Source organism: Rhizobium sp. BK212 (assembly GCF_014197475.1).
GTDB classification, from domain to species: Bacteria; Pseudomonadota; Alphaproteobacteria; order Rhizobiales; family Rhizobiaceae; genus Rhizobium; species Rhizobium anhuiense.
The window spans coordinates 52,365-73,304 of sequence record NZ_JACIFS010000015.1; the positions used below are offsets into that span (position 1 = coordinate 52,365).

25 protein-coding genes are annotated in these 20,940 nt (G+C 62.0%); 10 read left to right on the top strand and 15 right to left on the bottom strand.

Features of this window, described 5'->3' with window-relative positions; genetic code table 11:
* Window positions 1–72: 72 nt before the first annotated feature.
* The 3 genes from FHT79_RS30935 to FHT79_RS30945 all read right to left on the bottom strand — a co-directional run bounded on the left by FHT79_RS30935 (window position 73) and on the right by FHT79_RS30945 (window position 1,922).
* Window positions 73–432 carry a response regulator gene (locus tag FHT79_RS30935; RefSeq protein WP_018495840.1) on the bottom strand — a complete coding sequence of 120 codons (360 nt, stop codon included), beginning with the start codon at window positions 430–432 and terminating at the stop codon, window positions 73–75.
* Between the two features lie 160 nt (window positions 433–592).
* The gene (gene hpt / locus FHT79_RS30940) at window positions 593–1,135 is read right to left on the bottom strand and encodes a hypoxanthine phosphoribosyltransferase (protein WP_028756421.1); all 543 of its coding nucleotides are present in this window, start codon (window positions 1,133–1,135) and stop codon (window positions 593–595) included.
* Between the two features lie 133 nt (window positions 1,136–1,268).
* Window positions 1,269–1,922: a hypothetical protein gene (locus tag FHT79_RS30945; protein WP_183904669.1), complete on the bottom strand. Its 654-nt coding sequence runs from the start codon at window positions 1,920–1,922 to the stop codon at window positions 1,269–1,271.
* A 206-nt stretch (window positions 1,923–2,128) separates the two neighbouring features.
* Between FHT79_RS30945 and ftsE the strand changes: the two genes are divergently transcribed.
* From ftsE to FHT79_RS30965, 4 genes are all read left to right on the top strand, one after another.
* Window positions 2,129–2,788, top strand: coding sequence for a cell division ATP-binding protein FtsE (gene ftsE, locus FHT79_RS30950; protein ID WP_003567051.1), 660 nt, complete (start codon window positions 2,129–2,131; stop codon window positions 2,786–2,788).
* A complete protein-coding gene (locus FHT79_RS30955; protein WP_028756423.1) occupies window positions 2,781–3,794 on the top strand; it encodes an ABC transporter permease in 1,014 nt (337 codons plus the stop codon). Before ftsE ends, FHT79_RS30955 begins: the two co-directional genes overlap by 8 nt.
* A gap of 73 nt (window positions 3,795–3,867) precedes the next feature.
* Complete coding sequence (locus FHT79_RS30960; RefSeq protein WP_183904686.1) at window positions 3,868–4,578, top strand: YdcF family protein; 711 nt, start codon at window positions 3,868–3,870, stop codon at window positions 4,576–4,578.
* 192 nt (window positions 4,579–4,770) lie between these two features.
* The gene (locus tag FHT79_RS30965; RefSeq protein ID WP_183904670.1) at window positions 4,771–5,568 is read left to right on the top strand and encodes a 1-acyl-sn-glycerol-3-phosphate acyltransferase; all 798 of its coding nucleotides are present in this window, start codon (window positions 4,771–4,773) and stop codon (window positions 5,566–5,568) included.
* Window positions 5,569–5,575: 7 nt separating this feature from the next.
* On the opposite strand, the gene FHT79_RS30970 is transcribed toward FHT79_RS30965, so the two are convergent.
* The gene (locus FHT79_RS30970) at window positions 5,576–6,106 is read right to left on the bottom strand and encodes a gamma-glutamylcyclotransferase (RefSeq protein ID WP_028756426.1); all 531 of its coding nucleotides are present in this window, start codon (window positions 6,104–6,106) and stop codon (window positions 5,576–5,578) included.
* Window positions 6,107–6,158: 52 nt separating this feature from the next.
* Here FHT79_RS30970 and FHT79_RS30975 point away from each other — a divergent pair, with 52 nt between their 5' ends.
* A complete protein-coding gene (locus FHT79_RS30975) occupies window positions 6,159–7,175 on the top strand; it encodes a DUF2125 domain-containing protein (protein ID WP_183904671.1) in 1,017 nt (338 codons plus the stop codon).
* Window positions 7,176–7,188: 13 nt separating this feature from the next.
* On the opposite strand, the gene FHT79_RS30980 is transcribed toward FHT79_RS30975, so the two are convergent.
* The 4 genes from FHT79_RS30980 to FHT79_RS30995 form a co-directional block, all read right to left on the bottom strand.
* The gene (locus FHT79_RS30980) at window positions 7,189–7,608 is read right to left on the bottom strand and encodes a GNAT family N-acetyltransferase (RefSeq protein WP_183904672.1); all 420 of its coding nucleotides are present in this window, start codon (window positions 7,606–7,608) and stop codon (window positions 7,189–7,191) included.
* A gap of 8 nt (window positions 7,609–7,616) precedes the next feature.
* Window positions 7,617–8,543 (bottom strand): prephenate/arogenate dehydrogenase family protein, encoded by a 927-nt coding sequence (locus FHT79_RS30985; RefSeq protein WP_063476291.1) that lies wholly within the window; start codon window positions 8,541–8,543, stop codon window positions 7,617–7,619.
* On the bottom strand, window positions 8,540–9,637 hold the full coding sequence (gene hisC, locus FHT79_RS30990) for a histidinol-phosphate transaminase (protein ID WP_028756430.1): 1,098 nt from the start codon (window positions 9,635–9,637) through the stop codon (window positions 8,540–8,542). The genes FHT79_RS30985 and hisC overlap by 4 nt, the downstream gene beginning before the upstream one ends.
* Window positions 9,638–9,772: 135 nt before the next feature.
* Window positions 9,773–10,549, bottom strand: a complete 777-nt coding sequence (locus FHT79_RS30995; protein ID WP_028756431.1) for a class I SAM-dependent methyltransferase — start codon at window positions 10,547–10,549, stop codon at window positions 9,773–9,775.
* 53 nt (window positions 10,550–10,602) lie between these two features.
* Between FHT79_RS30995 and gloB the strand changes: the two genes are divergently transcribed.
* Together gloB and FHT79_RS31005 are read left to right on the top strand one after the other, a co-directional pair.
* The gene (gene gloB, locus FHT79_RS31000) at window positions 10,603–11,373 is read left to right on the top strand and encodes a hydroxyacylglutathione hydrolase (RefSeq protein ID WP_028756432.1); all 771 of its coding nucleotides are present in this window, start codon (window positions 10,603–10,605) and stop codon (window positions 11,371–11,373) included.
* Window positions 11,373–11,801 (top strand): cupin domain-containing protein, encoded by a 429-nt coding sequence (locus FHT79_RS31005; RefSeq protein ID WP_183904673.1) that lies wholly within the window; start codon window positions 11,373–11,375, stop codon window positions 11,799–11,801. Before gloB ends, FHT79_RS31005 begins: the two co-directional genes overlap by 1 nt.
* 112 nt (window positions 11,802–11,913) lie before the next feature.
* Here FHT79_RS31005 and FHT79_RS31010 read toward each other — a convergent pair whose 3' ends face one another.
* Together FHT79_RS31010 and FHT79_RS31015 are read right to left on the bottom strand one after the other, a co-directional pair.
* A complete protein-coding gene (locus FHT79_RS31010; RefSeq protein ID WP_028756434.1) occupies window positions 11,914–12,801 on the bottom strand; it encodes an EamA family transporter in 888 nt (295 codons plus the stop codon).
* 30 nt (window positions 12,802–12,831) lie between these two features.
* On the bottom strand, window positions 12,832–13,611 hold the full coding sequence (locus tag FHT79_RS31015; protein WP_028756435.1) for a DUF3108 domain-containing protein: 780 nt from the start codon (window positions 13,609–13,611) through the stop codon (window positions 12,832–12,834).
* 241 nt (window positions 13,612–13,852) lie between these two features.
* Between FHT79_RS31015 and rpmB the strand changes: the two genes are divergently transcribed.
* The gene (gene rpmB, locus FHT79_RS31020) at window positions 13,853–14,149 is read left to right on the top strand and encodes a 50S ribosomal protein L28 (protein WP_028756436.1); all 297 of its coding nucleotides are present in this window, start codon (window positions 13,853–13,855) and stop codon (window positions 14,147–14,149) included.
* A gap of 112 nt (window positions 14,150–14,261) precedes the next feature.
* Window positions 14,262–14,897 (top strand): VUT family protein, encoded by a 636-nt coding sequence (locus FHT79_RS31025; protein ID WP_028756437.1) that lies wholly within the window; start codon window positions 14,262–14,264, stop codon window positions 14,895–14,897.
* Between the two features lie 13 nt (window positions 14,898–14,910).
* Here the strand turns inward: FHT79_RS31025 and FHT79_RS31030 are convergent, their stop codons facing one another.
* The 5 genes from FHT79_RS31030 to FHT79_RS31050 all read right to left on the bottom strand — a co-directional run bounded on the left by FHT79_RS31030 (window position 14,911) and on the right by FHT79_RS31050 (window position 20,512).
* Window positions 14,911–15,477, bottom strand: a complete 567-nt coding sequence (locus FHT79_RS31030) for an AAA family ATPase (RefSeq protein ID WP_028756438.1) — start codon at window positions 15,475–15,477, stop codon at window positions 14,911–14,913.
* A gap of 136 nt (window positions 15,478–15,613) precedes the next feature.
* Window positions 15,614–16,651: an esterase-like activity of phytase family protein gene (locus FHT79_RS31035; protein WP_183904674.1), complete on the bottom strand. Its 1,038-nt coding sequence runs from the start codon at window positions 16,649–16,651 to the stop codon at window positions 15,614–15,616.
* A 24-nt stretch (window positions 16,652–16,675) separates the two neighbouring features.
* Window positions 16,676–18,577: a cobaltochelatase subunit CobT gene (gene cobT, locus FHT79_RS31040; RefSeq protein ID WP_047615893.1), complete on the bottom strand. Its 1,902-nt coding sequence runs from the start codon at window positions 18,575–18,577 to the stop codon at window positions 16,676–16,678.
* Window positions 18,578–18,589: 12 nt separating this feature from the next.
* A complete protein-coding gene (gene cobS / locus FHT79_RS31045; protein WP_047615895.1) occupies window positions 18,590–19,582 on the bottom strand; it encodes a cobaltochelatase subunit CobS in 993 nt (330 codons plus the stop codon).
* Between the two features lie 309 nt (window positions 19,583–19,891).
* Complete coding sequence (locus tag FHT79_RS31050) at window positions 19,892–20,512, bottom strand: J domain-containing protein (protein ID WP_028756442.1); 621 nt, start codon at window positions 20,510–20,512, stop codon at window positions 19,892–19,894.
* 102 nt (window positions 20,513–20,614) lie between these two features.
* Here FHT79_RS31050 and FHT79_RS31055 point away from each other — a divergent pair, with 102 nt between their 5' ends.
* On the top strand, window positions 20,615–20,899 hold the full coding sequence (locus FHT79_RS31055; protein WP_028756443.1) for a BolA family transcriptional regulator: 285 nt from the start codon (window positions 20,615–20,617) through the stop codon (window positions 20,897–20,899).
* The last annotated feature ends 41 nt before the right edge of the window (window positions 20,900–20,940 follow it).

Consider the following 20,940-nt stretch of genomic DNA (forward strand, 5'->3'; position numbering starts at 1 on the left):
CTGAATCCGGATCTATCAACAAATAGAGCGGGATACCGTCCGAAAACCGCTCACGCCTTCCAGCATCGTCCTCTACGCGACGAGCGCCCGGGCGACCGCCTTGCGGATATCGGGAAGCGCGAACGGTTTGGCGACGACATCGATGATCTTTTCGGCAAGATCGTCGGCCCGTTCGCGCTGTTCGGCATAACCGGTCATCAGCAGGATCTTCAGGCTGGGAAAAGCGTCTTTCGCCTGATGGGCGAGTTCAATACCGTCCATCACAGGCATGCGGATATCTGAAAGCAGCAGATCGTAGACCCCATCCTTGAGCTTTTCCAGGCCCTCGGCCCCGTCGGCCGCCTCATCGGTCTCGTGGCCATCAAGCCGCAGGGCCCGGGCTACAAAAGACCGCAGGGAATCCTCGTCTTCCGTGATCAGAATTCTTGCCATATGTGCATCGCTCCGTGTCAGCCCCGCGACGGAAATCACCAGACTTTCCTTTTCGATCGGTAAAGATGACGAAGCGATGGACGAGATGGTTAACAACCCGTCTCGAACAGTAAGATAGCGCCGCGGGGCGCACAAAAGCGCCGCAACATTTTGCAGTCGCTCAGGCGTCCCCGGTGACCACGCCGACGAAGGGCAGTTCGCGAAAGGCATAGGCGACATCCATGCCATAGCCGACGACAAAATAGTCAGGGCATTCGAAGCCGACATAATCGGCCTCCAGCTTTTCCTTGCGCTTCACGCGCTTGTCGAGCAGCACGGCGATGGTGACGTTGCGCGCCCCGCGCTCGAAGAGCAATTCCTTGGCAAAGAGCAACGTCCGGCCGGATTCGAGGATATCGTCGATCAGCAGGACATCGCGGCCATGCACGTCGCTGTCGATATCCTTGACGATGCGCACGCCCTGCGAAACCGTACCGATGCCGTAGCTCGACAGCGTGATGAACTCGACCTCCGGGGCAAGCCCGGTGTCATGCAGGGCGCGGATCAGGTCGGCGGCAAAGATGAAGGACCCCTTGAGCACGGCGATGACCAGCAGGTCCTTGGTCGGGCCGTCGGCGATCTCGCGCGCCATCGAATGATTGCGCTCGGCGATCTGCTCGGCGGTGAAAAGCGGCTCGATGTTTTTTCCGCGCACGACAGGCATAAGGCTTGCTCCATGAAAAGAAGGGTAAGCCGTTAGCACATATGCGAGCCTGAAACAGCCTCGCCAGCCATGAAATTAACGGGATTGGCGCGACCTGTGGCAAGAAAACCGGCCATTCCATGCCCGGCGCGCTCTATGGCAGGAAGGACAGCCGGACCTCCGGCATTTTTCCGCCGGCATGCTGGACGCGAGCCGAGAAGCCCCGGCTTTGGCCGCTATAGATGACATCGGCCGGCGGGTTGATGACAACGCTTGCGGTCAGCCGCTCGTCGGTCACGAGGTCGGCACGGATCGGCTGCACCGTCTGCGTCGTGCCGCTGTCGTTTTCGATGATGCCGTTGATGACGAGCACCCGCATGCCGTTCGCATCACGCGGCGTCACCGTGACATGGCTGAAATGCAGCGGCACGCCGGAATAGGCTCGCTCGCCGGAAAGGCCGGAAAAACCGCCCGCGAGCCCGAAGACGAGCACGATGAGCCCCAGCACCAGTGCTGCGAAGCTGCGCATCGACGCGCGCTGCAGCCAGGATTCCACTGTCTGCAGAATGGAAGCGGCCATCGCCGGCAGGAGCGGCGGCTGTGCGGCCTGTGCCGCAGCCATGCGTTTGCGGTTGTCGTTATGGGTCCTGGCAGTGTATTCCCGAGGCCGCACTTTGCCGAGGGTGACGAATTCGGCGTCGGAGATATCGGCAGCACGCGCCGAGCGGTACTGGCGGCTGGCGGGTTCGGGCGGCAGGAAATCATAGGCCTGGCTCGGTGTCCGGCGGCTGAAGGAGGATGCTTCCATGGTGGCTGCCTCGCAGATGTCCACATGGTTTCGATGCCAGGGGAAATCTTGGCATTGAAACGAATCCCGCTCAGTCGTAAATTTTAATGGTTAATGCTTCGCAAAGATTGCCATCAAACGGGCGTCTTTCCGGCAAAATTTACCGGCTGTTAACGGTGTTGGTTAACAAGTCACGCGGTGAAACCCACAACAGACTGAGCTGCCCGTTGATCCACTTCGAGAATGTCGGTTTGCGCTATGGCATGGGCCCGGAAATCCTCCGGGACCTGACCTTCGACATTCCGAAGAAATCCTTCCAGTTTCTGACGGGGCCATCGGGCGCCGGCAAGACCTCGCTGCTGCGGCTGCTCTTCATGTCGCTGCAGCCGACACGCGGCCTGATCCGCATGTTCGGGCGCGACATTTCCGAAATCCCCCGGCCCGAGCTGCCGTTGTTGCGCCGTCGCGTCGGCATCGTCTTCCAGGATTTCCGCCTCCTCGATCATCTCACCACCTATGAGAATGTCGCTTTGCCCTTACGGGTGCGCGGCAAGGATGAGAGCTCCTACAAGACCGACGTCCTGGAACTGTTGAAATGGGTCGGTCTTGGCGAACGCATCAACGTGCTGCCGCCCGTGCTCTCCGGCGGCGAGAAGCAGCGCGCCGCCATCGCCCGGGCGCTGATGGACCGGCCGGAGGTGCTGCTTGCCGACGAACCCACCGGCAATGTCGACCCGCCCATGGCCAAGCGCCTGCTCAATCTTTTCCTCGAGCTGAACCGCCTCGGCACCGCGGTCGTGATAGCCACCCATGACCTGGCGCTGATGGAGCAGGTGGAGGCCCGCCGCATGATCCTCTCGGGGGGGCATCTCGATATCTATGACTGAGCCCCCATCCGGAAACCGAGACAAGGCGCCTGGTAAGGCGGAGCAGAAGCGACCGGAAATGCGCGTGCGCCCGACCGCGCCGATCCTGCCGCCATCCAACATCCAGGGCAGCGCGTTGATGGTGGTGATATCGATCATGGCCTTTCTCGCCTGCCTGACGCTCGGCGGCGTCAGCATGGTGCGCTCGACGGCGGCAAGCTGGGAGAGCCAGATCTCCCGCGAGATCACCATCCAGATCAAGCCGGACGACAATCTCGACATGGAAAAGGCGCTGACCCAGGCGCGCGACCTGGCGCTGACTTTCGTCGGCACCAAGAGCGGCCAGATCGTCGACGAGGCGGCGACCGCCCGCCTGCTCGAGCCCTGGCTCGGCCCCGGCCTCGATCTCAAGGATCTGCCCGTCCCCCGCCTCGTCATCATCACCATCGACGAGAGCAATCCACCGGATTTCGATTCGATGCGGTCGCTGCTGAAGGACAGTATCCCGCAGGCCACCCTCGACGACCACCGCACCTGGGTCGACCGGCTGGTGTCCATGGCCCACACGACTGTCATGATCGGCACCGGTATCCTGCTCCTGGTCTTCACGGCGATGGTGCTCACCGTCGTCTTCGCCACGCGTGGCGCGCTGTCGGGTAACCGTCACGTCGTCGAAGTGCTGCATTTCGTCGGCGCCGAAAGCTCCTTCGTCGCCACTGAATTCCAGAAGCATTTCCTGAAGATCAGCCTCAAGGGCTCGGCAATCGGCAGCGCGCTTGCCGCGCTGTTCTTTGCCAGCGCCGGTTTCTGGCAGAGCCGCACCCTCGCCACCCCCGAAACCGACCAGGCGACCGCGCTCTTCGGCACCTTCTCGGTCGGTGTGCTTGGTTATGCCGGCATCTTCGCGACGATGATCGTCATCGCGCTCCTGACCACCTTCACCGCTCGCCTGACCGTCATGCGGACGATCTACGAAATCGATACACTGCGCTCGGACCCGACACGCACCGACGGCATCGCAAGTTGATCGTGACCATGCCGTTTTACCACGAAAGCGTCTGTTCTGCGCCGCAATCAGCGTATAATCACGATTCATGACCATGGGACATACGACACCCAGCCCGACTCAGCAGGACCCGGAGCTTGACCGCCCGGCGGGTGTGCCGCCGCGGCGCGGGCCGATCCGCCGCCTGCTGCGCTGGGGCGGCTTTGCCTGCGTGCTGGCAATGGCCCTGGTGTTCGGCGGTTTCCTGCGTTTTGCCGATTCCGTGACGACGCTGAAGCCGCCGGCCGAGCCGAAGGCGGATGCGATCGTCGTCCTGACCGGTGGCTACCAGCGTATCGACCAGGCCGTGGAACTGCTGCAGAAGGGTGCCGGCAAGCGCTTGCTCATTTCCGGCGTTCACCCGACCACGACACCGGCGCAAATCCGCAGGATGACTCAGGGCTCCGCCGATCTCTTCTCCTGCTGCGTCGATATCGGCTATGATGCGATCGACACGATCGGCAATGCCGAGGAAGCTTCGAACTGGATCCATGCCAAGGGATACCGGAGCGTTCTGATCGTCACCAACAACTACCACATGCCGCGAAGCCTCGCCGAGCTCTCCTATGTCGATCCCGACATCGACTTCATCGCTTATCCCGTGGTCAATTCGGATTTGAAGAGCCGCAACTGGTTTACCGACCCGAATGCGATGCGCGTCATGCTTGCCGAATATGTGAAAGTGCTGCTGACCGGCGCCCGCAACATCACCGGCTTCGGCCGTCACACCGGGCTGCGCTCGGCAAATGCGTCCGGCCAGCAATAGAGACGCGCCGCGCGTCGAGTCGAATTCGCGCGACGCGCTTTAAGCCTTGTTTTATGCAAGTCGTTGTCCCAAAGCCGCTGCGCAGTTTTGGGCGACATGCACGAGCCTTTTGCATGAGGGCGTCATCAAACGCTTTTTATGACGGACAATATCGTGTAGGCCGGTCGCGTGAGCATGCCTCGGGAAAGTTTCATGATCGCCCTGCGTTCCGTTCTCTTCAATACGATCTTCTACGCCAACCTCATCATCCGGATGATCGTGCTCTCGCCATATTATTTCGTGGTGCCGCGCAAGATCGCCTATGCGATCCCGAAGAACTGGGCCCGCTCCAACCACTGGCTGATGCGGGTGATCGTCGGCACGACCTTCGAGATCGAGGGGCTGGAGAACCTGCCGGGTGACAGTTACATCCTGGCGCCGAAGCACCAGTCCTTCTGGGATACCTACGCGCTGCTGCCCTGGCTCAAGGACCCGGTCTATATCCTGAAGCGCGAACTGATGTGGATTCCGCTCTTCGGCTGGTATGCGAAGAAACAGCGCATGATCCCGGTCGATCGCGGCGCCCGCGGCAAGGTGATGGTGGAAGTGCTGAAACGCACCAAGGACGAGCTTTCCACCGGCCGGCAGCTGATCATCTATCCCGAGGGCACTCGCCGCCCGCCAGGCGCCGAACCGGTCTACAAATACGGCATCGCCCGCATGTACCGCGATCTCGGCATCCCGGTCGTTCCGGTCGCCATGCATCCCGGTCTCTTCTGGCCGCGGCGCAGCATTCGTCGTTATCCCGGCCATTTCAAGGTGAGGATCCTGCCGCCGATCATGCCGGGAATGGATCCGGACGCCTTTTTCGCCCAGCTGATCGAGGTATCGGAGCGGGCAAGCGATGAGCTTCTGCTCGAAACCGTCGAACGAAATCCGCATCTGCCGCTGCCGCCGACGGCGATCGAAAGGCTGGCGGAGCTGCGCAAACTGAACGCCGCGACAGCCTAGATTAAGATCAGGCGGCGCGCAGCCGTTCCACCTCGTGGACGACCTGCTCTAGCCAATGGTCGCGAATGCCCATCTGCTTCAGATGCGTCAGCGTGTTGAAGACATAGGCATCATTCGGACCGGACTGGCCTTTTGCTTCGTTCACCACCCGTGCCGCGGCAAGCGCATCGAGGGCGCCGGCATATTGCTCATGGTCGCGGTCGATGATGTAGGCGACCGCTTCCACCCGGCGCCGGCCGGCAAGCTGCAGCCGCACCCGGCGCTCCAGGTAGACATTGGTGACCAGCTCGCGGGCGCGGAGATAATCGATCACCTCATCCCATTTTTCCGCGGAAATGCGGAAAGCCATGCCGCGGCAGGCGCCACCCCTGTCGAGGCCGAGAACCAGGCCAGGATTGTCGCGTGTGCCGCGATGGACAAAGGAACGGACACAGAGTGAACGCCTGTAGCCGTAGACCAGAGCCTCTGCCCGCTCCATGAACTCGAAGCCCGGATTCCACATCAGTGAACCGTAGCCAAATACCCAAAATTCGTCCATATCGCACGCCAAGACCGGGAATCACATTCGCGATTCACCATTGGAGAACATCATGGCAGCGTCAAGCCGATCCGGCAGCAGCCAATCCGGCAGCGGCAAGAAATTCTGGTTGCTGGGTGGAGGCGTCCTCCTGGCGATCGCGCTTTATACCGGCGGCTGGTTCTATGCGGCGTCGGCGCTGAAGACCACGGTGTTGAAGGCGATCGCGCCGCGCGGAGAGGCTGGCGTCAGCGGCGAATGTTCCGATATCGAATTTCGCGGTTATCCCTTCCGCATCGGCCTGTTCTGCTCCAGGATCAACGTCGACGACAACGTCAACGGCGTCTCCGCCACCTTCGGCGCGCTGCGCTCGGCAGCCCAGGTCTATGCGCCCGGCAATATCGTCTGGGAGCTCGATTCGCCGGCCGAGATCCGCACCGGCAACGGCCTTTCGATCTCGGCCCAATGGACGAACCTGCAATCGAGCCTTGCGACCAGGCTCAGGGGCATCGACCGCAGCTCGACCGTCATCGAGGGTCTGAAAGCGATAGCAGTCTCCTCTTTCACCGGCCAGACCATCAGCTTTGATGCGGCCCGCACCGAAATCCATCTGCGTCAGAACGGCGCCGATCTCGACGGCGCGATCTCCGTGCAGGATGCGAACACGGCGATCAAGGATTGGCCGCAGATCTTCCCGAAACTGTCGGCCAGCATTGACCTGACCGTCGCCGGCAAGGCCGGCCTGATCGACGGCAGCGACCCGAATGGCCTCAATGGCGCCACCGGTGAACTGCGCCGCATCGTCGCCGACATCGGCGACGGCAAGGTGATGACGCTCACCGGCCCCTTCTCCTTCGACGAGCAGGGCTTCCTTTCGGGAAAATTCAAGCTGGAGATCGAACAGCTCGGTCCCTGGAGCGACAGCCTGAAGCAGGCCTTTCCCGACCTCGCCTCGACCGTCAACACGGCGACGAAGCTCTTGAAGGCGCTTGCCGCCGGCAGCGACAAGGTCTCGGTCGATCTCGTCGTCGATCGTGGCAACGCCACCGTCAGCGGCTTCATCCCGCTCGGCCGGATTCCGCCGATCTGACCTATCTCGCCTTTCAGGCTATCGGCTTGATGAAGAAGACCTCCGGCACCGATTGCAGGCCTGGCAGCTCGATCGCACCGGTTTCAGTAAATCCGTTGCGGCGATGCCAGTCCTGGGGCCTGCTTTCATCGCATTCGCTCGACGTCATCAGCAGACGGGCGCCCTCACCGCGCATCGCCTCTTCCCAGGCGAGAAACAGCGCGGTGCCGACGCCCGACCGGCGATGTCCGGGCAGGACGCGGATCATTTCCATATAGGGAACCCTGCCCCAGAAGCGGGAGAAGCGCAGAAAGCCGACGATCTCGCTGCCCTCCTTGGCAACGAGGTATTCTCCGAGCGTCACGCAGCGCGATACCCATGCTTCACCGGAACTGGCATCTTCACGAACCAGCCAAACGATATCCGCCTGGCTCGCATTTGCCACTTCCACCATCGCGGCGGCTACTTCTTATCCAGCGCGTGGGGGCGGCCGAAATCAGGCGCGTCGACATCCTGGCCGGCCTGGACGATCGAGCGGCGGATGGCGCGCGTGCGGGTGAAGAGTTCGAAAATCTTGTCGCCCTCGCCCCAGCGGATGGCGCGCTGCAGATAGGCGAGATCCTCCGAGAAACGCGCCAGCATTTCGAGGATCGCATCGCGATTGTGCAGGCAGACGTCGCGCCACATGGTCGGGTCAGAGGCGGCAAGGCGGGTGAAATCACGAAAGCCCGAGGCCGAATATTTGATGACCTCGGACTCCGTCACCGTCTCCAGATCGTCGGCAGTGCCGACGATATTATAGGCGATGATATGCGGCAGGTGCGAAACGATGGCGAGCACCTTGTCGTGATGCTCGGCATCCATCTCATCGACCTTCGAGCCCAGCGCTTCCCAGAAGCTGCGCAGCCGCTTCAGCGCCGCCTCGTCGGTACCGGCGACCGGCGTGAAGATGCACCAGCGGCCTTCGAAGAGGCCGGGAAAGCCGGCATCCGGGCCGGATTTTTCGGTACCTGCCAGCGGATGGCCGGGGATGAAATGCACATTATCAGGCATATGCGGCAGCATCTGTGCGATGACCGAGGCCTTGGTGGAGCCGACATCGGTGACGACAGCCCCAGGCTTCAGGCTTCCCGCGATCTCCTTCGCCACGCTTTCCGAAGCGCCGACCGGCACCGAGACGATCACCAGATCGGCATCCTTGACGGCATCCTGCGACGACGTCGTGTAGCGGTCGCCGAGGCCGAGTTCTTCCGCACGCTTCAGCGTATCGGCGCTGCGGGTGGCGACGACGATCTCCCTTGCAAGGCCGAGCCGTCTGATATCGTAGGCAAGCGAAGAGCCGATCAGGCCGATGCCGATCAGCGCGATCCGATCGAACTGCACGCTCATGACTGATGTCCCATAAATTCGCTGAGCGCGGCAATGACGCCGCGGTTGGCCTCTTCGGGACCGATGCTCATGCGCAACGCATTGGCGAAGCCATAGCCGCGCACGGCACGCAGGATGTAGCCGCGGCTCGTCAAGAACTCGTCGGCATCGGCGGCGCGCTTGCCGTCGATCTCGGGGAAATGGATGAGGACGAAATTGGCGACCGACGGCGTCACCTTCAGCCCGATCGCTTCGAGCGCCCGGGTGAGCGTCTCCACCCACATCTGATTGAAGGAGACGGCCTGCTGGACGAAGGCTTGGTCGCGGATGGCCGCAGCGCCGGCGGCGATTGCCGGCGCGTTCAAATTGAACGGCCCGCGCACGCGGTTCAGCGCGTCGACGATCTCGGCGGGCGCATACATCCAGCCGACACGCAGCGCCGCAAGACCATAGGCCTTCGAGAAGGTGCGGGTCATCACCACGTTGGCATTGGAGGACACGACCTCGATGCCGGCTTCATAATCGTTGCGGCGCACATATTCGGCATAGGCAGCATCGAGCACGAGGACGACATGTTTCGGCAGCCCGGCCTGCAGGCGGCGGATCTCGCTGACGGGAACATAGGTGCCTGTGGGATTGCCGGGATTGGCGATGAAGACGATCTTCGTCTTCTCCGTCACCGCGGCAAGGATCGCATCGACATCGACGGTACAGTCCTTTTCCCTGACGACGACAGGCACGGCACCCGCGCCCAGGATCTGAATCTTGTAGACGAGGAACCCGTGCTCGGTGATGATGCCCTCGTCGCCGGCGCCGAGATAGACATGGCAGAGCAGGCCGAGCAATTCGTCCGAACCGTTGCCGCAAAGGATGTTTGCCGGATTGAGACCATGCACGGCGGCGATCGCCTCGCGCAGCTCGACCGCCTGCCCGTCGGGATAACGCGCCAGAGTGTCGGCGGCCGCCTTGAACGCCTCGATTGCCTTCGGGCTGGCGCCGAGCGGCGTTTCGTTGGACGAAAGCTTGTAGACGCGGGCAACGCCCGGCGCATGTTCCTTACCCGGCACATAGGCTGCGATATCGAGAATACCGGGACGCGGAACGGGCTTGCTCATCTCAACGCTCATGGGTCGACCTTGGAATTGCCGGAAATCCGGGCTGAAAAACACCAAGTGGCATTAAAGCGGAATGCGATTGTTGTCGAGAGGTATGGGCGTGACGCAAGCAGCCTGAGAAGGCTGAGAGCGGCGTCAGCGGTTGCGTGTGGTCGGCACGCCATGCGGTGCGAGAACCGGCACGAAGACGCGGCGGGAAGCCCGCGCTGCAACCGGCAGCCCCTGATAAAGCCGCTTCTGCGCCTCGACGATGATGACGCCCGAGAAAGCCGGCCACAGCGTTCGGCCGATCCGCTCGAAGGCACGGCGAAGGCGCAGAATGGTCCTGAGCTTCGAAGGCGGGAAGAACAGCGCTTCGGCCGTCGCGCCCGGCGTGAAATTCGTCTCGCGCAGCAGATGCGTCAGCTGGCCGCGCGAATAGGGCCGGCCCGAACCGAAGGGTGTGTGCTCCATGCGCGCCCAGACGCCGCGCCGGTTCGGCACGACGATAACAAGCCGTCCGCCTGGCGCCAGCACCCGCCAGAGCTCCTTCAGCGTCTCGCGCGGACTTTCGGCGAATTCCAGCGAATGCACCATCAGCACCCGGTCGATCGAGGAATCCGGCAGCGGCAACTCCTCGTCGAAGACAAGCGTCGTCGACGAGAGCGAGCCCATCGGCCAGTTCACCGCGCCCTGCCCGGCCGGCATGAAGGCGAAGGTGCGCTCGGTATCGGCCTGGAAACGGTCGAGGAAGGGCACCGCATAGCCGAGACCGACCAGACGCTCCTGCGGCAGCCGCACCCAGAGCGAGGATAGCGCCATGGCGATCGACTGCTCGGCAAGACGTCCGAGCTCGGAATGATAGAACTGGCGTAGGTCGACGATATCGGCGTGCATTGCGACAAATGTTATCAGCGGGCGGTTGGACTTCAAGGCCGGAACCTCTACATTCCCGCGAGACTCCTGAGACAAGGGATTATTGAACGATGAAACCTTTGGAATTAGACGTTTTTCTCTGCCGCACCGACAATTTCGGCGTTCTCGTGCACGATCCGGAGACAGGCTTGACCGCGGCGATCGATGCGCCGGAGGAGGCGCCGATCCTGGAAGCGGCGACTCGCCGCGGCTGGAAAATCAGCCATATCTTCACCACCCACCACCACACCGACCATGTTAGTGCCAACCTGGCGCTGAAGGAGCAGTTCGGCTGCGAGATCATCGGCCCGATCAACGAGGCCGTCGCCATTCCCGGCCTCGACCGGACGATGGCCGATGGCGACAGCTTCCTTTTCGGCGATCACACGGTCAAGGTCATCGAGACTCCCGGCCACACCGCCGGCCATATCTGCTATCACTTCGTCGACGACAAGCTGCTCTTTGCCGCCGACACGTTGTTTGCGCTCGGCTGCGGCCGGCTGTTCGAACGCCCGGCCGCCGACATGTGGCATTCCCTGCAGAAGCTCGCCGTGCTGCCCGATGAGACCGCCGTCTATTTCGGCCATGAATACACCTTGTCCAATGCCCGCTTCGCGCTGACGGTCGATCCGGACAACGAGCGCCTGAAGAGCCGCGCCGCCGAGGTCGAGGCCCTTCGTGCCGACGGCAAATTCACCATTCCGACGACGCTGGGACTGGAAAAAGAGACCAACCCGTTCCTGCGCGCCGCCGATCCGGCGATCCGCCGCAATCTGATCATGGAAGGCAAGACCAACGAGGAGGTCTTTGCCGAGATCCGCAAGCGCAAGGACAATTTCTGATGTCGCCTCAGGACATCATCCGCGAACTCGGCATGCAGCCGCATCCCGAGGGTGGCTGGTATGTGCAGACGTTCCGCGATACGGCGGGCGGAGAACGCGGCCACTCGACGGCGATCTATTACCTGCTGACCAGGGGACAGCGCTCGCACTGGCATCGCGTCCATGACGCGGTTGAGGTCTGGCATTATTACGCCGGCGCGCCGCTCTTCCTGCATCGTTCGGAAGACGGAACTGAAAGCGAGACCCTGACGCTCGGAACGAACCTGTCCGCCGGCGAGCGGCCGCAGGCGATCGTTCCCGGCAATTGCTGGCAATCGGCCGAAACCCTCGGCGATTTCACCCTGGTCGGCTGCACCGTCTCGTCCGGCTTCGAATTTTCGAGCTTCGAGATGGCGCCACCCGATTGGAAGCCCGGCGCTAGAGCATGATGCCGAAACGTGTGAGCGGTTTTCGAACGACATCATGCTCTAACGATATAATTTAGAACAGGATTCAGATTTTAGGCCAACCGGGCGTAAAATCTGGATCCTGTTTTAAGGCCTACTCTGCCGCAGACTGCGCCGGAACCTTGCGGCGGAACATGTCCTGGGCGGCCAGCACCGCCCCGCCGGTAACGAGCAGGCAGGCAAGAGCAATGCGCCAGCTTGGCTCGGCAAATCCGAACAGCACCAGGATCAACGTCGAAAGCAGAGGCGCGGCATAACTTGCTGCGCCGAGGATCTGGATGTCGCCGTTCTTGACGCCGTGATCCCATGCATAGAAGGCAGCACCGACCGGAAAGAGCCCGAGCCCGGCGACGGCGACCCATTCGAAACCCGTTGCCGGCCAGACGGTCGTCTCCAGGCCGAGATGGCAGAAGAACGACAGGATGGATGTCGCAAGGCAAAAGCCGGTGACGACATCCGTGGAGACGGCATCGAAACGCCGCGTCAGCAGCGAATAGCCGGACCATGTGAAGGCGCAGAGAAAGGCGGCCCCGTAGCCGACGGCATAGGCGCCGTCGAAATCGATGCCGTTGCGGCCGACGATCAGGAAGGTGCCGCAAAGCCCGGCAAGCGCACCCGCCAGATGATACCAGCGCAGCCGTTCGCCCGGCAGCAGCGCCGAACCGACGACGATCAACAGCGGCCAGAGATAGGCGACCAGCCCCGCCTCCACCGCCGGCGCGTTGCGGAGCGCGGTGAAATAGAGGAAATGATAACCGAACAGCCCTGCAATACCCGTTATCCAGACCTTGGCCGGCTGCTTCAGCAGCGCCAGCCGCGCGGGGTTGAGGACAAGCACCACGAGGCCGGGGATGCTGCCGATCGCAAAGCAGATGGCCGCAAGCTGGAACGGCGGCATCTTGCCGGAGGCGGCCGTGAACAACGCCAGGAACGACCACATCAGGATGGCCGTAAAACCGATCAACGTCGCGCGAAGCCTCACCCGTCCCCCTTCACGGAGACTGAAGCTCCGTCAGCTGTCGCTGCCGTATTTGACGGCAGTGATCGTCACCATTCCATATTCGGTTGGAATACGCACATAGACGGGAGCGTATACATTTGCCGCGTCCGACTTGGCAAACCAGATTTCCATGCGGTTGCTCTTGCTGAGATAGTCGATGTCCTTGCGGCCCTTCTTGTAGCCGGAGCGCGGCACGAAGCGCACGCCGCAGACAACCGCCTTGCCCTTGAAGCCGTTGGTCGAAAAATCCTCGTCGCCCTTCGGCGAAAGCACCAGATCCATGCGCGTCTCGCCGTCGAAGATCGGCAGCGTCTGCGAGCAGACCTTGGTATCGCCGGTGAAGACCAGGCCGGAGATCGGATCGAGCACCGATCGCATGTCGCGTGGTGTGACATCGATCCAGTTCTTCGGACGCTTCGGCGCCGGTGTTGTCGTCGCCGAGACGATGTTGCCGTCGCGGTAACTGACCTCGTAGACGCGGGCCTTCTTGCCGCTCTTGTAGTAGAGCGAATATTTCTGCGCCTGCAATCTATCATTGCGCACGACACCGCTCACGCTGGTCTTGGCCGAAATCGTCGTGACGAGATCGGCAAGGCCGGCGGAATTGATGCTGCCGGCGATCTTGTAGCTGTGATCGTCCTCGATCTGCGTCAGGAAGGCGGCGCGCGCGATCGGCAAGCCGGCGAGCGTCACCCGGTATTCCGTCCGATGTTGGATTTCGGCCGCCGATGCCGGTATGGCAAGCAGCGCGGCGATGGCCGAAATGAAAATCCGTCTGCCCGAATGAGCCATGAATCAAGCCTTGTCTTGGCGCGCGCTGGCAGCCCTTGTTAAGCGCTCTATACTCCTGCCGTGAAGGGAAGAAAACAGCAGCTTTTTGACAGAATTGCGGGAAAGGCCAAGGTTTGGCTTGACGCAAGCAGCCTGTCTGACTATAGAACCGCAACTTTCCAATCATGCCTGTTGGATTGCGCGCCTGGTTTTGCCGGGAATGTCAATTCGATGGCCCGACAAAAACAAGAATAGGTGTTCCATGTCCCGCGTGTGCGAATTGACCGGCAAGGCCGTCCTGACTGGTAACAATGTCAGCCATGCCAACAACAAGACCAAGCGCCGGTTCCTGCCGAACCTGTGCCAGGTCACGCTGATATCCGACGCTCTCAACCAGCGTTATCGTCTTCGCGTTTCGGCTGCTGCTCTTCGCTCCGTCGAGCATCGTGGCGGCCTCGATGCCTTCCTGCTGAAGGCCGGCGAAAACGAACTCTCGATGCGCGCGCGCCTGCTGCGCCGTCAGATCGTCAAGAAGACCGCCGAAGCCGCTGCTGCGTAAGCTTCTGCCTTTCTTTCATACGGCTTCAAAAGGCTTGAACGGATAATACCGGACAAGCCTTTTGCTTTGTCGGTTTACTCCTCCAACTGGTGGCATCACCCAGGATAAAAAAATGCTGAAGACCCGCTATACCATCGCCTATGTCGCGCTGATGACGCTCGTCGTCGTCGCCTCCAACTTCCTCGTCCAGTTTCCGCTGAACGCCGAAGTCGCCGGCATCAACCTTGCCGACATCCTGACCTGGGGCGCCTTCTCCTATCCGATCGCCTTCCTGATCACCGATCTGACCAACCGCCAGTTCGGCCCACAGGCCGCCCGCAAGGTCGTCTTTGCCGGCTTCGTCGTTGGCGTGACACTCTCCTTCTTCACCTCGGTTCCGCGCATCGCCATCGCCTCCGGCTCGGCCTATCTCGCCGGCCAGTTGCTCGATATCGCCGTCTTCAACCGCCTTCGCCGCCAGGCCTGGTGGCGCGCGCCGCTGGTCGGCTCGCTGATCGGCTCGGCGCTCGATACGGTGATGTTCTTCTCGCTGTCTTTCGCCGCGTTCTTCGTCCTCCTCGGCCCGAACGATCCTTTCGCGCTGGAAGCAGCTCCCGTCCTGGGCGTCTTCGCCACGGAGGCTCCACGCTGGATTTCCTGGGCGATCGGCGATTTCGCCGTGAAGATGATCGTCGGCCTCGTCATGCTGCTGCCCTATGGCGCGCTGATGAACGTGCTGCGGCCGATGCAGGCCGCCCGCGCCAGCTAAACCGACGACCGTGTCAACGCCGCCGCCGGACCGCACCGGCGGCGATCGCCGGATGCAGCAGAGCCTCTGCAACCAGATCGTCGATATCTCGTGACGAATCGAGCCGCAACACCGGCGCTGTCTGCGTTTCCAGCCATTGCTCATGCGCTGCAAGACTGCGGCGTTCCGGACCGGCTGTGTCGTAACTCGCCGCCCACTGCAGGAATTCCCCGCTTTTAACTTCCATGTCGCCACCGGGCCCGATCCTGTTTCCATACCGGGCAATCTCCCGCGCATGGATTCGCGCTATCCGCAGTTCCGGCTCGATCCTGAGAAATACGATCAGCTCGTAAAGCGGCTCCAGTGGCCCGCCCCATTTCAGCGCCGATCCGGAGAGAACCCAGCCGTCATGCCGTGCGGTTTCATCAAGGAGCAGCCGGATACGCTCGTCGGCATTCCTCGGCGTCGTGAACGGCGGATCGGTCGGCATCCAGAAGAAATCGTCGGTGTCGAGATGGGCGATATCGAGCCTTTCGGCAAGCGCACGGCCGAGCGATGTCGTACCGGAACCGGACGCGCCCATGACATGAATATGCACCATGAATCTCCCTCCGAAGACGGATTCCCGATTGCGCGGGATAGCCGAGGCATATGACATCAGTCTGACGCTCTAGCATTTTCAATCCTCGCATCGCGCTTTCCGAAAATCGATTCCGATCTCGGGCCGGTGGCTAGGATCAATTCCGCTTCTGGGAACTCGGCGCTACCCACGCGGCTTCTTCCGAAAGCCGGAATTCCAGCATCAGGTTGCGCTGCAGGATCGAATGATTGTCGTCCGACACCAGGATGATATGGGTCGTGCCGTCGGCTGCTTGAAAGGCATCGAGCCCTTCCATATTGTCGATCTGCGAGTTGAAATTGCCTTCCAGCAGCAAGTCGCCGCTGACGACGGCGCCGGGCTTGATATCGGCGCCCTTGATGCGCCGAAGGCGCATGCCGATGCCTTCGGCCATGTTGAAGCGGCGTTCCAGCAGCAGCAGGTCGCCGTTCGGCAGGAAGGCGCCGTCGGTGACGTCGAAGCTGCCATCCCGCTCGACCGAGAAACGCCCTTTCAGCGGCCCGCTGAGAATGGCCGCCAGCCGGTTGCCGTCGCTGTCGAGACCGCGCTCGGAGACGATGACCACGCCGCCCTTCAGCGGGCTCGATGCCGGCGCCACCGTGATGGTCTCGATGCCGCGATTGTCGCTCAGCATCTTCCGCGGGATAAGGATCGGCAAAGTGGCGATCGCGCTCGAATCGGCGAAGCCGGGGTCGGGATAGACATCGACGCGATGGCGCTGCTCGAAGGAGACCAGAATCCGGTCACCGTCCAGCGCCAGACCCTCGGCATCCATATATCCCTTGCCCTCGAAGCTCAGCCCGGCGCTGTTCTTCATCGGCGTGATCTCGACATCCAAAAGGCCGGAAAGCCTGCCCTTGACGTCGCGCTCGATGCTGCCGGTCAGCCATTGGCCGGTATCGAGCACGACGACGAAATGTTTTTGGTCCGGCCGGAAACGGATGGAGGAGAGCGAACCGAACAGCGCTCGGCTGGACACCATCTCCAGCCCGCCGAGAAATTCCATCGATCCGAATTTCGTCTCTGAAGAGCCGATCCTGAAGTCCGATATTTGCCGGCTAATGACCGGCACCTCGTCAGCTGCCCAGGACGGGAAGGCGCCAGCCGCGATACAGAGGGCAATCGACGCCGCACCGCAGAGACGCTTGATCGTCATGCCGGGTATTTCCTTTGAGCGACATCAGCCGGCACGGCGCAGCCGGCCGCCACGCGGCTGGACGGATTGATCTTCGAATAGCGAGGCAAGCTGCTCGGTCATTGCACCGGCAAGCTCGTCCGCATCGACGATCGTCACGGCGCGACGATAGTAGCGCGTCACGTCGTGACCGATGCCGATCGCCAGCAATTCCACAGGCGAGCGCGTCTCGATCCGTTCGATGACGGCGCGCAGGTGCCGCTCCAGATAATTGCCCGGATTGACCGACAGCGTCGAATCGTCCACCGGCGCCCCGTCCGAGATCATCATCAGGATGCGGCGCTGCTCGCGGCGTGCGAGCAGGCGATTGTGTGCCCAGATCAGCGCCTCGCCGTCGATATTTTCCTTGAGCAGACCCTCGCGCATCATCAGCCCGAGATTGGCACGGGCGCGCCGCCACGGCGCGTCGGCCGACTTGTAGATGATGTGGCGCAGGTCGTTGAGGCGGCCCGGCGTCTGCGGCTTGCCGCCGGCAAGCCAGCTTTCACGCGCCTGCCCGCCCTTCCAGGCCTTCGTCGTAAAGCCCAGGATCTCGACCTTGACGCCGCAGCGCTCCAGCGTGCGGGCGAGAATATCGGCGCAGGTGGCGGCAACCGTGATCGGCCGGCCGCGCATCGAGCCCGAATTGTCGATGAGCAGGGTGACGACGGTGTCGCGGAACTGCGTGTCGCGCTCCATCTTGAAGGACAGCGCCTGCATCGGATCGATGATGATGCGCTGCAGCCGGGCCGGATCGAGATAGCCCTCTTCCAGATCGAAATCCCAGGAGCGGTTCTGCTGCGCCATCAGCCGGCGCTGCAGCCGGTTGGCAAGACGGCCGACCGCGCCCTGCAGATGCGCCAGCTGCTTGTCGAGGAAAGCGCGCAGGCGCTCCAGCTCGGCGGCATCGCAGAGTTCCTCGGCGGTGATGATCTCGTCGAACTCTTCGGTATAGACGTGATAATCGACCTTCTCGTTGAAATCGGCAAAAGGCGTGTTCGGACGGCGGGTTTCGCCCGGCGTTTCCGAATCGTCCTCGCCCTCTTCCATCATGTCGTCGTCGGAAATCTCGGCGCCTTCGGTCTCGCCGTCCTCCATCTGCTCGTCGGCGACTTCGCTGTCCTCGACGGGGGCGGCGTCGGTGCCGGCATCCTCGTCGACCTCGTCCTGATCCTGCTCGTCGCCGTTCGGCTGGTCTTCCTGCTCCGACTGGTCGTCATTGTCGGCTTCGCTGTCGTCGTCGCCATACTCCTCGGCCATTTCCATGGCCGACAGCATGTTGCGGATGACCTTGGCGAAGGCCTGCTGGTCGTTGATCGAGTTCGACAGGTTGTCGAGCTCGGTTCCTGCCTTGTCCTCGATGAAGCCGCGCCAGAGATCGAGCACCTTGCCGGCAGAGGCCGGCGGGCGCTGGCCGGTCAGCTTCTCGCGCACCATCATCGCCACGGCTTCGCCGACCGGTGCGTCTTCCTGACGCTCGATGCCGGTAAAATTCGCCTTGGAATATTTCTCCTCGGTCATCGAGCGCAGGTTCGACGCCACGCCCTCCATGCGCAGCGCGCCGATCGATTCGACGCGCGCCTGCTCGACCGCATCGAAGATCGCCCGGGCGTCCGAGCCCTGCGGCGCCATCGTCGCGTGCACCTTCTCGTCATGGCAGGCGAGGCGCAGCGCCATGGAATCGCCGAGCCCGCGGGTGACCGCCAGCTCATGCGCCGTCGGCCGCTTGGAAAGCTCCGGCAGCCGGATTCGCTCGCCGGTCATCCCCGGCCGTTCGTTGGCGAAGGTCACCTCGACATCGCCGTCGCCGGCGATCGAGCGCACGCAGCCGGTTATCGCCCGGCGCAATGGCTCGACGTCGACAGGCGCGCCGGGTTTTGCTTTCGAATTGTCACCGCGAGCTGCCATGATCGGTCGATCTCAAGCTCCGAGAACGATATTGGCGGCACTTTCCTTCAGCTCGACGCCGAAGGCGCGCTGATAGTGCTCGGCGACCAGCGGCCGCTCCAGCTCGTCGCACTTGTTGAGGAAGGTGACGCGGAAGGCGAAGGCGAGATCGCCGAAGATCTCGGCGTTTTCAGCCCAGGTGATGACCGTGCGCGGGCTCATGACGGTGGAGAGATCGCCGTTCATGAAGGCGGCGCGCGTCAGATCGGCAACCCGAACCATCTTCGAAACCGTCTCGCGGCCGTTCTTGTCCTTGCCGAAGCTCTTCACCTTGGCCGCGACGATATTCACTTCGTGATCATGCGGCAGGTAGTTCAGCGTCGTCACGATCGACCAGCGGTCCATCTGCGCCTGGTTGATCTGCTGCGTGCCGTGATAGAGGCCAGTCGTGTCGCCAAGGCCGATCGTGTTCGCCGTCGCAAACAGGCGGAAGGCAGGGTGCGGCCGAATGACGCGGCTCTGGTCGAGCAGCGTCAGGCGGCCGGAGGATTCGAGCACGCGCTGGATGACGAACATCACGTCGGGACGGCCGGCATCATATTCGTCGAAGACGAGTGCGACATTGTGCTGATAGGCCCAGGGCAGGATGCCGTCCTTGAATTCGGTGACCTGCAGCCCGTCCTTGACGACGATCGCATCCTTGCCGACGAGATCGATACGGCTGACATGGCTGTCGAGATTGATGCGCACGCAGGGCCAGTTGAGGCGCGCCGCCACCTGCTCGATATGCGAGGACTTGCCCGTGCCGTGATAGCCGGAGATCATCACGCGGCGGTTATGCGCGAAGCCTGCGAGAATGGCGAGCGTCGTGTCGCGGTCGAACAGGTAGTCGGGGTCGAGGTCCGGCACATAGGCGTCGCCCTTGCTGTAGGCGGGAACGCGGATGTCGGAATCGATACCGTAGGCCTCGCGGACCGAAACGGTGGTATCGGGCAGTTCTGATATATCCAGGTCGATCTTGCTCATCATGTCTCCAAGGCGGGTGATGCCACCCGGCCATACTGTCTCAGGCCATGTCGCAACCCGGACGCCGCGATTTTATTCCACGCCCGTCCAGGTCGGAACGTCGGCGATACTTCTCCGGGACTGAAACGAAACCTCGGCGGGATGATGACCGCGTGCGAGCATTCTTGAAAGAGTCCCGGACAAGAAACGCCGCGTCCGGAAGGTCGGCGGAGGCGATGTCGGGAAAACGCACAAATATGAGCCGCGTTTGCCTGCGGCCTCAGCCGATTTGGACCATACCCGATTGAAGCCCAAGAGCAAGGATGGGAATTAACAAAAACCGTTCTGCTTCAACAATTGATAGGCCTGGATGACGGCGCGGAAACGCTCCTCCGAGCCGCGGTCGCCGCCATTGGCATCCGGATGGTGTTTCTTGACCAGTTCCTTGTAGCGGCTCTTGATCTCCGCCGACGTCGCATTGGCGTCGAGGCCCATCGTTTCGAAGGCTTTGCTTTCCAGCGATTTCAGTTTGCGGGCCTGGGGAAAACGCGGTCCGCTGCCCTTGCCGCCGCCTTCCTTGACGAAGCCAAAGGGATCGCGAACACGGGTATAGGCGCCGGAGCGGACCTCCGAATGCAGCGGACTGTCCTTCGCCGCCTTGTTGACGCCGACGGTCCATGTCGGCCGGTGGCCGGTGATCGCCTCTTTCTGATATCGCGCGATCTCACCGTCGGAAAGACCGGAGAAATAATTGTAGCCTTTGTTGTAGTCCTTGACGTGCTCGAAGCAGAACAAAAAGAACTGGCCTTCCGCATTGCGTCCGACAGGAGCGCGATGCGTGCCTTTCTTGTCGCAGCCGTCCCACTGACAGGTAGGCGGTGCCTGCTCTGGCTCCGGCTCCCGTTTGCGGCGTGTTCGGATGCGATCGAAATATTTGGAATCAAGTCTCATGACGGCGCTAATTATGGTCCTGCCGCGAAGCGACAACAAGAATTGACAAATGGGAATGTTACTGGCTTGGTGGGAACCCTTTTCGCGAAGCTGCAAGACCGGATGATGACCCTGCGAACCCGCATTGAAGAAAAACTAGTCGAAGCCTTCGCGCCCGAACGCCTGAGCGTCATCGACGAAAGCCATCTGCATGCCGGCCATCAGCCTGATATCACGGGCACCGGCGAAACCCATATGCGGGTGAGAATCGTTTCGGCCAAATTTACCGGCATGTCGCGGCTGGCGCGCCACCGGGCAATCACCGACCTGTTGAAACCGGAGCTGGATGCCGGACTGCACGCGCTGGCCGTAGAACCGGCAGCACCTGACGAACCGACCCGCTGGTAGCGGCAGCAAAGCTTATATAGGCATTGGCGGCCGGCAATCCT